Source organism: Xenorhabdus sp. PR6a (assembly GCF_028599065.1).
Taxonomy (GTDB): domain Bacteria; phylum Pseudomonadota; class Gammaproteobacteria; order Enterobacterales; family Enterobacteriaceae; genus Xenorhabdus; species Xenorhabdus doucetiae.
The window spans coordinates 1-12089 of record NZ_JAQRFJ010000078.1 but is presented as its reverse complement, the minus strand read 5'-3'; the positions used below and the strand labels follow the sequence as shown (position 1 = coordinate 12089).

The following is a 12089-nucleotide window of genomic DNA, read 5'->3' as shown; positions in this document are numbered from 1 at the left end:
AAGGGAATGAAGATACGCCGCTGCTCTCCAATAGTATTCCTCCGACAATGCCTCCACCCGCAATGGCAAGATTCCAGACAGTAACAACCATGGACTGTGCCACATCAGCACCATCCCCCGCGGCGTCTGCAGAAGCAGTTTGCAGTAATGTCGCCGTGCCACCAAAAGTCAATCCCCACAGAGCAACAGCTAAATAAATAACAAGTGGGATTTCACCGCCGAAACCCAGCATAATAGCCGTTAAGGTAAATACGCTAAGGCTGAACAATACCGATATTCTTAAATAGCGATCAACCAGTAGACCAATAATCCAAATACCGAGCAAAGCCGCTACCCCAAATATCAGCAAAATGAAGTCAATGCGATCTAACAAACCTGCCGGCACAACAAAAGGAGCAATGTAGGTATAAAGAATGTTGTGTGCCAACATCCAGAATAAGATGACAAGTAATACCGGACGTACACCTGCTGTCGTAAAAACTTTATGGACAGGAATTCGACGATCTGCACTTTGGCCAGGAAAGTCAGGCACTTTGAGCATCACCCATGCCACCAAAATCAGCGTCAGGCCAGACATAGTACCGAAAGTTCCTCTCCAACCAATCAGATTACCTACCCAGGTTCCAACAGGAACACCCAGAGACAATGCGATTGGCGTCCCCACCATTGCCATTGCCACTGCCATCGCCCGGCCTTGTAATGAAACTGGCACCATTCGACGTGCATAACCCGCCAGAAGTCCCCAAGCAAGACCCGCAGCCACGCCAGCCAGAAAACGCGCAACCAACGTCAGAAAATAATGAGAAGACAATGCCGTAATGGTATTGAAAATCAGGAAACCAACAATCGCGAGTAGTAAGACAGATCGTCGACGCCAGCCGCGAGTTGCAGCCGTCAGCGGAATTGCCGCCACTAGAGAACCCAGAGCATAAAGTGTGACTAGTTGTCCAGCTAACGCTTCTGAGACATTGAAGCTCATGCCAATTTGCAGTAACAAACCTGCGGGCAACGTTTCAGTCAGGATAGCAATAAAACCTGTCATTGCTAATGCCAACAGTCCAGAAACAGGTAAGCGTTCACTTTCCGTTTCTGGTAATGCAGAAGTGTTTTCGTGCATCGTAAGGTAACTCCTTCTAATTTTATATCAATCGATATAAAACTTAGTGGTTATGAGGTTCTCTTGTCAAGGACTTTTATATCGACTAGTATTTAAGTTATTTTCAATAAGGAGGCAATTATGGCTAAGATGGGGCGGCCACGCAGTTTCGATCGTGATGAAGCGATCAATCAAGCGATGATGTTGTTCTGGGAACATGGCTATGAATCAACGTCCCTAAGTCAGCTTAAGGCGGGAATGGGAGGTATCACAGCCCCCAGTTTCTATGCGGCCTTTGGCTCTAAGGAAGCATTATTCAGAGAGGTAGTCACTCGTTATGTCGATACGTATGGTAGTAATGTGACAGCAAGCCTTTGGGATACAACTCTTCCCCCCAAAGAGGCTATTGAGCTAGCTCTACGTCGTTCTGCAAAAATGCAAACAGAGCGTAATCATCCTCAGGGCTGTCTGTTGGTTCTATCCGCGAGTGCCGGTTCAACGGAGCACAAACATATCCAAAAATTGTTAGCCGATGTCAGAAGACAAACACGGGAAGGTTTTCTTTTCTGTATCCAACGTGCGATCAATAATGGCGAATTAGCAAGCGAAAGTGATCCTACCGTCATTGCAGCCATGTTCGATAGTTTCTTACTCGGCTTTTCAACTTTGGCCAGAGATGGAATTCCTCTGAGTGTTCTCGAATCATCTATTACAAAGATAATGGGTATTTTGAATCCCAATATAAATAACTCCTGATAAGCAATAGGCACCTAATTAGCCCATAACTATTTACGGCTATTTACACCTTGTAGTTTATCGCCGATGACTCATCACCAATTTAAATGCAAAAAGCAAAAACAACCCGCCTGTCGCACGATTCATCCACTTAATGACATTTTCACGACGCAATATATGGGAAAGAGGACGTGTGGCATAAATCAGTGATAATGACCACAATGTACCCAGTAAAACATGAATGGCGACTAAGTTGAATGTCCATAAAGTGGGTGAATGCCCCTGTGGAATAAACTGCGGCAGGAATGAAACATAAAACACGCCCATTTTCGGATTCAATACATTGCCCAACATCCCTTTGATAAACCAATTTTGGCCTTTAACAGAAGAAGAGGTTTCTCCTCCCAGATCCTTTTTGGGGTGCCAAATCATTTGAATACCCAACCAGCATAAATACAGTGCGCCACACCATTTTAATATATTGAATGCCAGCTCTGATACCGCAATTAATGTGCCAAGGCCAAATGCCACCATTGCTCCCCAAATAAAACATCCCGCATTAATGCCGAGGGCGGCTTGCAACGCTTTTTTACCCCCTTCCACCGTTGCTGTTCGTAGAATTAGCGCGGTATCCAGCCCAGGTGTCAAAGTAAGTAATGTCGCCGCCACGGTAAATGCAAGCAGGGAATCCATAACTGTCATATTTATCTCCAAAGATAAGAACAGGGGAAAATAAGTTTACTGAAAATGTTCAACAACACTCATATATTCAACTGGCACGGTTTTTGTCAACCAAACTCCGTTATCTGCCTGATGGAATGTAAAGCCCTGCTCATACATCAACTGAGCTTCAATTTTCAGGATAATCGCCTTGCCGTGCCGTTGCCCCACTTTGGTCGCCGTAGATTTATCCGCCGATAAATGCACATAGTGCCGTGTTGCGGCTATCAACCCCTGTTTAAAAATCGAAGCCAAAAAACGGGTGGCTGTACCATGATACAAAACCGCAGGAGGAATTTTCTCCTGATAGCGAATATCCACCTGCTGCGTTGAATGCCCCTGTACTGCCCTGATGCGTTTCTGATCCATAGAAATGGCAAACCGTTTTTTGTCATTGGTATCAACAATTTTTTCTATGATCGCAAAGTCCAATCGCTTACCGTGTCTGGCGGCACATTTTATTAATGCGCCGATATCGGCCCATCCCTCATTATCCAAAACCAAACCAATAGATTCCGGTTGATGGCGTAATACATAACTTAAAAACTTACTAATTTTAGTATCGACTTGATCCATGTTTTTCACCTGTGAATTAGTTTGAATTCCCTATGGTTGATAATTACATCAACATTTCATCACCCAGCGCCTTAAATAATCATCCAACAATTCATGGCTACGAGTGTGATTATCCTTTTGCTTTAGTTCACATCGCGCCAGAGTCTCATCCAATTCAGATTCAATAAAAGCGTGAACGCTTGGTTTACGTAGGCCATATTCTGCCTCATTTGCTGCCCGTTTAATTCGCAGCAAATCATCAATTTCCATTTTTAATTGCAAATCGTCCACTGTTCCTGCTACCAATGTTTCAAAATCTATTGGTGGTACGCCCTTGCCCATTTCAATCCACCGGACAGCAAGCAAAGGGCGCAGTACGTAGAAGTATTTTTTTAACCGAACTTCTTCACCTTGCAGATAGCCACGAAAGTTTTTCTTTGCCATCGAAAGATAGTGATAGCGCGCTTTAATATCCGAAAAGAAATGCGGCACCATCGTTTTCAATCCATTGGTTGCAGCCGGATCAGCATAGTAAATGACGGGAGAATCCAGCCATTCCATTAAGGTTGGATTCGCCTGTTTCAACAATTTTAAGGTCTTGCGCAACTCCCAGCCGCTGATATCCAGTTCATCACTGATCGGTAACTCGATTACATCCCGCTCCGCTTCTACTTTGAGATACCAATCCACCGGATGGACATAGATAAACCGTACATCGTAATCGCTGTCAGGTGAGGCAAAACCCCACCCACGACTGCCAGATTCACAAGCATATAGTATCCGTACGCCATAATTTTTTTCTATGTCAGCCAATTCCTGTTCGATGCGAGAACGCATGACAGGGCTAACAGTATTTATTTTTATTTCCCTTTCCATTTATTTCATTTTCCTGTCTTTGGATTTCTATCCTTTTACGCACACCACCTGACGCAAGGTATGCACGATTTCCACCAGCGATGATTGGGCTGCCATCACAGCATCAATATCTTTGTACGCCATCGGGATTTCATCGATCACATCGCTGTCTTTACGGCATTCCACATGCGCAGTCGCACGTTTTTGATCGCTTACGGTAAAGCGTTTTTTTGCCTCGTTACGGCTCATCACCCGGCCTGCTCCGTGGCTACACGAACAAAAACTTTCTTTGTTTCCAAGCCCACGGACGATATAGCTTTTTGCCCCCATCGAACCGGGAATGATCCCCATCTGGCCTTTACGGGCAGATACCGCACCTTTACGTGTCACCAAAATATCTTCACCGTAATGCTGTTCACGCTGGACATAATTATGGTGGCAGTTCACCGCTTCCTGCTGTGTCGTAAACGGTTTTGGGATCTCCCGTGACAACGCTTCAAGCACACGCTGCATCATCACTTCCCGGTTCTGACGGGCATAATCCTGCGCCCAACCGACCGCTTCCATATAATCATCAAAATAACGGCTTCCTTCCTCGAAATACGCCAGATCACGATCCGGCAGGTTAGCGATATGCTGCTGCATATCTTTCTGCGCCAGCGTGATAAATAAGTTACCAATGGCGTTACCGACACCACGGGAACCGCTATGCAGCATCACCCAAACACGATCCGCTTCATCAAGGCATAACTCAATAAAATGGTTCCCCGTTCCCAGCGTTCCTAAATGCTGATGATGATTGGTATTCAATAGCTTTGGGTACTTATCAGTAATACACTTAAACCCATCGGCCAATGTCGCCCAATGTTGATCCACAATCTCCGGCGCGTTATGCCAAGCGCCTTTATCGCGGCCGCCACAGTTTACGGTACGTCCATGCGGTACAGCCGCTTCAATGGCATGACGAATATTCAACAGGTTATCCGGTAAATCAGATGCCACCAGCGAAGTACGCACCGCAATCATCCCACAACCGATATCCACCCCAACCGCAGCCGGAATAATGGCGCCATGTGTCGGGATCACACTACCGATGGTTGAACCTTTACCGACATGGACATCCGGCATAACTGCCAGGCGCTTGAAAATAAAAGGCATCTTGGCCGTATTCTGCAATTGGGTAATGGCTTTGGGATCAACCGGAACCCCGTTTGTCCACATTTTTACCGGTGCACCATTTTCTTGCGTCAATAAGTTATAAGCGTTGTTTTCGATTTCAGTTGTTATCATTGTTGTTGTCATAATTACTCTCCTTTGATTTTTACCAATCCGTTTAGAACCTGATCTAAACCGCCATATACAGAAATTTGATTAATACGTTCCGCAATGCTTTCCAATGTTTCTAATTCTTTCAAGCGCAAAGCGATTGGGTTGTTTTCCATCACTTTTGCTGTATTCAACAGTGAGCGAGTCGCTGCGGTCTCTTCCCGACGGCGAATCACATTCGCTTGAGCAGATTTTTCTGCTTCAACAACCTGAGACAAAATGGCTTTCATATCGCCGGGCAAAATAATGTCTTTAACCCCCAAAGATGCCACTTCCAGACCAAAATCACCTGTCACTTGCTGGATTTTCTCGTTGACCAATTCATCGATAATTTGTTTATTTTCCAAAAGCTCATCCAAAGAACGTGTTCCTACCACTTCTCTCAACGCGAATTGCAATTCACGATACAGATAGGCCACTGGTTCACTCAGTTGTTCATAAGCCATCAACACATTGTGATAACGCCAGTTAGCCGATAGGTTAATGCGCAAATTGACTTTATCTCGTGTTAAAATTTCTTGTCCGCCAACGTCTAGAGCCTGCAAACGGGTATCAACGATCTCAACGGTAACGTCATAACCCACCCTCCAATAGCCTTTTAAACCTGGCTGTAACAATTCCTGAGCCACACCATCCACCTTTAAAATTCCAACATGCCAGGCCGGAATTTGGGCCATCAAAACGCAGCTCTCCAGCCCTTTCACGCTACGTTTACGTGACATGGAAGAAACCAGCAGGGAAACCCGTTCAGGTGAAATTTCCAGTTCTGAGGCTTTAAGCACCTCAATACGGCGTGGATTACCATTTTTCCAATATAAGCAACGGGTTGCGGGTGATAAAATCTCCACCAAAACATCATGTTCATACAGCAATCCCATCTCATCATCTGCAATCTGGATGCCATCACAGTATTGTTCGACCCAATCTCTATGGTGCTGACGCATATGTTCAGCCAGATCTTCTTCAACTTTCTCTTGTGAGCGAGTATCAATGATTTCAACCGCAACATCGTGTCCAAAACGCCAGTAACCGTGCTGCCCCGGTTGCAACAACTGCTGTGCCATACCATCAATACTCAAGATACCGATATGCCATGCAGGGATCTGGGTGATCAACACACTGTCTAATCCTTTCACACTACGTTTGCGTGCCTTTGACGGCTGCAATAGCGCCAACAATTCAGGAGAAACCTCCTGTTCTGTCGTTTTGCGAATTTCAATTCGACGCTGATCACCATTTTTCCAATACAAACGACGTGTTGCAGGCGGCATGATTTCCATCAGTAAATTATGTTGATACAGCAACCCTATTTCATCTTCGGCAAGCTGAATATTGTCGCAATACTGTTCAACCCAATCGGCATGGTACTGACGCAAATGTTCTGCCAATTTTGTTTCGATCTCGTCACTATCCAGTTCAAAAACCTGCAATTTCAATTTATTAAACCAGTCATGGAAGTGATATTTACCCACTGCCAAAATTTGTTGATATTCCCCCTCTTTTGCCAATAAACCAATTTGCCCCTGCAATATTTTGATTTTTTTCATCATTGCTATTTTCCTTTTCATTATCCTTTCATTCTGAAAACAGGGCATCAGAGCGAAGCCAAGGGGGGAATACATCGGTACTTAAACTGCGGTAGCTCAGTATCCTGCCCTTAACCCGGCGGCATCTGCCGAGTCTTCAAAATGGTGGCTCTCAATAGGCAGCCACTTTTTTATTTTTCTGTTTTTACAACGTGTTTTACTGGGAAAGTAAAAGACTTTATTTAATGTTACGAACTTGGGACTCGAACCCAAAATAACCCTAATGTTGTTCGTCGGCTGTCTTCCCACTGACGGAATACATGCGGGTGTAATGACTCTATGCCATCACCCATGCACCGGCTGGATTCGGAATCCAAGCTATTTCAGTGTGTTGACCTCCTAGTTATTGCCAATTGCGTGCCAACTCTGAAAAAAGCAGAAATATTTTTTATCTATTTGAAAAATAATTGGTTTTATTTTCAACTGATTTTGGTGATTGTTTTTGCAAGTTAAATTTCTTATCTTTTTCTATCGTTACTTATAAATTTAGATAAAAAGAATGCAGGGAAGATAATGAAACGCAGAGTTGCCATTGGCATTTTGGGTACACAGCTAGATAGACGAGGTAAGAAGGCCAATCGCTGGACAAAATGGCGTCCGACCATTGGTATGTGCCAGCAACCAGAGTTGCCGATTGATAAGCTGGAGTTACTCTACCAAACCAATGACCGCGTTTTGGCAGAGAGAATAAAAGAGGATATTGCCCAAGTTTCACCACAGACAAAAGTGGTGTTGAACGAAATTCACATTGCCGATCCGTGGGATTTTGAAGAAGTTTATACCGCGCTGCTGGATTTTGCCGTTCGTTACCCTTTCGATATTGAAAACGAAGAGTATCTGGTACATATCACAACCGGTACTCATGTTGCGCAGATCTGTTGGTTCCTGTTGACTGAAGCCCGTTATCTGCCAGCCCAACTGATCCAGACTTCGCCTAAAAATGGGGGAGACGAGAACCATCCCGCCGGCGTTTATACCATTATCGATTTGGATCTCAGCCGTTATACTACCCTGACCAGCCGCTTTCAGCACGAGCAACAGGAACAGGTCGCCTTCTTGAAATCGGGTATCGCCACGCGCAATGCCAAGTTCAACCGCCTGATCGACCAAGTGGAACGTGTTGCCTTGCGCTCCACTGCGCCAATTTTGCTGACGGGGCCGACCGGTGCCGGTAAATCTTTTCTTGCCCGCCGCATCTATCAGTTACGACAAGCGCGCCACTTAATCCAAGGGCGATTTGTGGAAGTCAACTGTGCCACTTTGCGCGGTGATAATGCGATGTCTACGCTGTTTGGTCACGTCAAAGGGGCATTTACCGGAGCGATTCAGCCACGTACCGGACTTCTTCGCGAAGCTGATGGCGGCATTCTGTTTCTTGACGAAGTGGCCGAACTGGGATTGGATGAACAGGCAATGCTGTTGAAAGCCATTGAAGAAAAGAGCTTCCTGCCTTATGGTTCAGATAAAGAGATACACAGCGATTTTCAATTAATTGCTGGTACACACCGTGATTTGCAAGATTGGGTGTTTCAGGAAAATTCCGCGAAGATCTCTATGCCCGTATCAATATGTGGACTTATCAACTGCCCGGTCTGGCACAACGTCGCGAAGATATCGAGCCGAACATCGACTATGAGCTTGCCCGTTATGCACAAGTGCAACAAACGCAAGTTCGTTTTGACAAAGAAGCACGGCAAATTTACCTGAATTTTGCCTGTTCCGGGCAAGCTCAGTGGCGGGGAAATTTTCGGGAACTCAGCGCTTCCGTCGCACGGATGGCGACATTCGCCGAAAATGGGCGTATAAACCAACATTTGGTTGAAGAGGAGATCACGCGGCTCCAGCAAAATTGGTGCGGTGAAAAGCCATCGTCTTGGCTGCCGGATAGCCTGCCGGAGATTGATCTGTTTGACCGTCAACAGTTAGAAACGGTGATTAAAATCTGCCGTGGCTCCAGCAGCTTATCGGAAGCAGGCCGCAAGTTATTTGCGGTTTCCCGCCAACAGAAAAAACAGCCCAATGATGCCGATAGATTGCGCAAATACCTTGCCCGATTCGGTCTGGATTGGGAGAGCATTCAACATCATTAGGAGAGCAAGAATATGGAACTGAAATTTTTAGGCACCAGCGCAGGTATTCCGACCAAAGAGCGTAATGTCACCAGCCTGATCCTCGATTTACAGGGCATCCGCAACGCGCTGTGGATGTTTGATTGCGGTGAAGGAACGCAACACCAGATCCTGCATTCTCCCGTCAAAATAGCCAAACTGGAGAAAATCTTTATCACTCACCTGCATGGTGATCATCTCTTCGGTTTGCCCGGCCTGTTGTGCAGCCGTTCGATGGGCGGTTCTACCGATCCCCTCACGTTATATGGCCCGACCGGTATACGCCAGTTTGTGGAAACCGTATTGCAACTGAGCAGTTCTTTCCTGACCTATCCGTTGGAAATCATCGAAGTCCAGCCCGGACAACTGTTTGATGACGGCGAATTCAAGGTTACGGCTTATGCCTTGAATCATCGGGTGGAATGCTACGGTTACCGTATTGAAGAGCACGATAAACCCGGCGCACTTGATGCGGAAAAATTAAATCAGGATGGCATTCCCCGCGGCTCGTGGATGCAGACGCTAAAACAGGGCGGAACGGTAACGCTGGAAGATGGCCGCACAATTTGCGGTAAAGATTATTTAGGCGCGCCGATCCGTGGCAAATCACTGGCTATTTTCGGCGATACCGAACCAACGCCGGAAGCCCTGAAACTCGCCGCCAATGTTGATGTGATGGTGCATGAAACCACCCTGGAAGATGCGTTTGCCGCGAAAGCCAACGAACGTGGGCATTCCACGACAAAACAGGCCGCAACACTGGCGCGTGATGCCAACGTCAAACACTTTATCGCGACCCATATTAGCGGACGCTATGGTATTGAAGAGTGTCCGCGATTATTGGCGGAATGCCGGGAAATATTTCCGCATACCGATCTGGCCGAAGATTTTGCTGTATTTACCGTTAAATAAACACTCACCAGAAAAATAAAGAGCAAGGTGGTCAATGTGACATATGTATAAATATCAGTATAAATTCTGATATAGAATATTTCTTATTATTCTTCGAGAAAAACTTTTCAACATCGTTTTGGCAGGACAATAGAGAGATAAGCATGAATTACGCAAAAGTTTCACCCAAGGTTATTAATCCGCTCTATAAAAGCTATGAAGAAATTCATGCCGCTGAACTGGATCAGGCACTTATTCTGCTGGTGGAAACACGGGTATCCCAAATTAATGGTTGTGCCTATTGCTGCCATCTTCATGCCGAAGCCATCCGCAAAGATCATGGCATAGAACAAGTCAAACTGGATAAATTGCCCGCGTGGTTTAATTCCAATATTTACAGTCCAAAAGAAAAATTGGCTTTGGAATGGTGCGAGGCTTTAACCAGCAATCCTAAGCAAAGCGTATTAGATAATATTAAAGAACGCCTTGACACGGTTTTCACCGAAAAAGAAATTGTTGACCTTACCGCAGCGATCTCGCTGATGAATGCCCTTAACAGAATGGCAGTCAGTTTGGGCAGTCGGGACGAATAATAACGTCATTATTCAGGCCAGTCAGGAAACATGAAAACAAAAATTTCTGCCCGCAATCCTTGCGATGAACGCCAGCGTGAGTATAATGCGCGACGATTTGCCGGGAGAAAACATGAAAAATTGCGCTGTAAAGGCTGTTATAAAACATCAGGTTAACAAAACACTGTCTGTCGGCAGCGTAAGCGCATTGTTTTTCCCATTGCTTAAACGAACATTTAAAAAGCCCCTCAATTGAGGGGCTTTTTTTTGTCTGCCCAGTCCAAGGCTAAAAGTCATCAAAGAGGAACGTAAACATGGCTAACCCGTTATATCGCAAGCATATCATTTCAATTAATGATCTGAGCCGCGCAGATCTGGAACTGGTATTGCAGACGGCCGCTGCATTGAAAGCCAATCCCCAGACTGAATTACTGAAACACAAGGTGATAGCGAGTTGTTTCTTTGAAGCCTCCACACGCACCCGTCTCTCTTTTGAAACCGCGATTCAGCGACTCGGCGCTTCCGTCGTGGGCTTTGCTGACAGCAGCAATACTTCATTGGGTAAAAAGGGAGAAACGCTGGCAGATACCATTTCTATCATCAGCCAATATGCCGATGCGATCGTCATGCGTCACCCACAGGAAGGGGCGGCACGACTGGCTTCGGAGTTTTCCGGCCATATCCCTATTATTAACGCCGGCGATGGTGCAAACCAGCATCCGACCCAGACGCTGCTCGACCTGTTCACCATTCAGGAAACGCAGGGCAGGCTGGAAAACCTGAAAATCGCGATGGTCGGTGATTTAAAATATGGCCGGACTGTTCACTCGCTGACCCAGGCGCTGGCGAAATTTAGTGGCAACCATTTCTGCTTTATCGCGCCAGATGCCCTGGCGATGCCAAGCTATATCCTGCATATGCTGGAAGAAAAACAGGTGAGTTACAGCCTGCACAATAACTTTGAAGATGTCCTGCCTGAACTGGATATTCTGTATATGACGCGCGTCCAGAAAGAGCGCCTTGATCCTTCCGAATATGCCAATATCAAAGCCCAATTCGTTCTGCGCGCGGCGGATCTGGTGGATGTCAAAGAGAACCTGAAAGTGCTGCACCCGCTGCCGCGCATTGATGAAATCACGGTAGATGTCGATAAAACCCCTTATGCTTACTATTTCCAGCAAGCGGGGAATGGCATTTTCGCCCGTCAGGCATTGTTGTCGCTGGTATTAAATGAAGATGTTGTTATCGCTGATTAACAAGAATAAATAGCGATTAATATTATGACTGAGGAAATTACTCCTCGGTCATAATATTATTTATAACGAAGAGTGACAATTAAAATTATAATAATCAATTTCAAATATGCGTATATTTAAAAGCGCTTTTCTTATTTTAACCTGTTATAAAATTAGGTTATTATCCGGTGTTTCGATAACATCGTTTTGTGATGTTATTTGGATGGTGAATATTTTTATGGAGCCATAGTGACGGATATTTTATCCGATATTTTTATTTATTCTCAGCCTGCTCCAGAGTTTAAAGGGATGTTCATCACGCTATGTTTGATTCCGGCTGAAAATAGGCAAATTGACGATATTATATTATGCAAAGGCAAAAAAATTACCACCAACAGTATCCACATCTT

The 12089-nt window shown here is 45.4% G+C and carries 10 protein-coding genes and 1 pseudogene; 5 read left to right on the top strand and 6 right to left on the bottom strand.

All coding sequences use genetic code 11. The features are described from left to right. A partial coding sequence (locus PSI15_RS15785) for an MFS transporter (RefSeq protein WP_273584351.1) occupies positions 1–1117 on the bottom strand: 1117 nt, incomplete at its 3' end. 120 nt (positions 1118–1237) lie between these two features. Here PSI15_RS15785 and PSI15_RS15780 point away from each other — a divergent pair. Next, positions 1238–1852 (top strand): TetR/AcrR family transcriptional regulator, encoded by a 615-nt coding sequence (locus PSI15_RS15780; protein WP_045968598.1) that lies wholly within the window; start codon positions 1238–1240, stop codon positions 1850–1852. A 57-nt stretch (positions 1853–1909) separates the two neighbouring features. Here the strand turns inward: PSI15_RS15780 and PSI15_RS15775 are convergent, their stop codons facing one another. Genes PSI15_RS15775 through PSI15_RS15755 form a run of 5 tightly spaced genes read right to left on the bottom strand, consistent with a single transcriptional unit; the run spans position 1910 to position 6351 of the window. Further along, positions 1910–2533: a LysE family translocator gene (locus tag PSI15_RS15775; RefSeq protein ID WP_273584350.1), complete on the bottom strand. Its 624-nt coding sequence runs from the start codon at positions 2531–2533 to the stop codon at positions 1910–1912. A 36-nt stretch (positions 2534–2569) separates the two neighbouring features. Next, complete coding sequence (locus PSI15_RS15770) at positions 2570–3127, bottom strand: RNA 2'-phosphotransferase (protein WP_273584349.1); 558 nt, start codon at positions 3125–3127, stop codon at positions 2570–2572. A gap of 48 nt (positions 3128–3175) precedes the next feature. After that, positions 3176–3970 carry a nucleotidyltransferase domain-containing protein gene (locus PSI15_RS15765; protein WP_273584354.1) on the bottom strand — a complete coding sequence of 265 codons (795 nt, stop codon included), beginning with the start codon at positions 3968–3970 and terminating at the stop codon, positions 3176–3178. 39 nt (positions 3971–4009) lie between these two features. Then, the gene (locus tag PSI15_RS15760) at positions 4010–5263 is read right to left on the bottom strand and encodes an RtcB family protein (protein ID WP_443256104.1); all 1254 of its coding nucleotides are present in this window, start codon (positions 5261–5263) and stop codon (positions 4010–4012) included. 2 nt (positions 5264–5265) lie between these two features. After that, positions 5266–6351 (bottom strand): slipin family protein, encoded by a 1086-nt coding sequence (locus tag PSI15_RS15755; protein ID WP_273584352.1) that lies wholly within the window; start codon positions 6349–6351, stop codon positions 5266–5268. Positions 6352–7386: 1035 nt separating this feature from the next. Between PSI15_RS15755 and rtcR the strand changes: the two are divergent. The 4 genes and pseudogenes from rtcR (at position 7387) to pyrB (ending at position 11700) form a co-directional block, all read left to right on the top strand. Then, a pseudogene (gene rtcR / locus PSI15_RS15750) lies at positions 7387–8963 on the top strand (RNA repair transcriptional activator RtcR). 12 nt (positions 8964–8975) lie between these two features. Next, on the top strand, positions 8976–9893 hold the full coding sequence (rnz, locus tag PSI15_RS15745; RefSeq protein WP_273584348.1) for a ribonuclease Z: 918 nt from the start codon (positions 8976–8978) through the stop codon (positions 9891–9893). A 143-nt stretch (positions 9894–10036) separates the two neighbouring features. After that, positions 10037–10465, top strand: coding sequence for a carboxymuconolactone decarboxylase family protein (locus PSI15_RS15740; protein WP_045968360.1), 429 nt, complete (start codon positions 10037–10039; stop codon positions 10463–10465). A gap of 293 nt (positions 10466–10758) precedes the next feature. Next, positions 10759–11700 (top strand): aspartate carbamoyltransferase, encoded by a 942-nt coding sequence (pyrB, locus tag PSI15_RS15735; protein WP_045968358.1) that lies wholly within the window; start codon positions 10759–10761, stop codon positions 11698–11700. The last annotated feature ends 389 nt before the right edge of the window (positions 11701–12089 follow it).

What these genes read in the sequence shown, in the direction of transcription:
- PSI15_RS15760 (WP_443256104.1), bottom strand. Translation starts at nt 5,263, where the DNA reads ATGACAACAACAATGATAACAACTGAAATCGAAAACAACGCTTATAAC.
- PSI15_RS15740 (WP_045968360.1), top strand. Translation starts at nt 10,037, where the DNA reads ATGAATTACGCAAAAGTTTCACCCAAGGTTATTAATCCGCTCTATAAA.
- PSI15_RS15775 (WP_273584350.1), bottom strand. Translation starts at nt 2,533, where the DNA reads ATGACAGTTATGGATTCCCTGCTTGCATTTACCGTGGCGGCGACATTA.
- pyrB (WP_045968358.1), top strand. Translation starts at nt 10,759, where the DNA reads ATGGCTAACCCGTTATATCGCAAGCATATCATTTCAATTAATGATCTG.
- PSI15_RS15780 (WP_045968598.1), top strand. Translation starts at nt 1,238, where the DNA reads ATGGCTAAGATGGGGCGGCCACGCAGTTTCGATCGTGATGAAGCGATC.
- rnz (WP_273584348.1), top strand. Translation starts at nt 8,976, where the DNA reads ATGGAACTGAAATTTTTAGGCACCAGCGCAGGTATTCCGACCAAAGAG.
- PSI15_RS15770 (WP_273584349.1), bottom strand. Translation starts at nt 3,127, where the DNA reads ATGGATCAAGTCGATACTAAAATTAGTAAGTTTTTAAGTTATGTATTA.
- PSI15_RS15755 (WP_273584352.1), bottom strand. Translation starts at nt 6,351, where the DNA reads ATGGCACAGCAGTTGTTGCAACCGGGGCAGCACGGTTACTGGCGTTTT.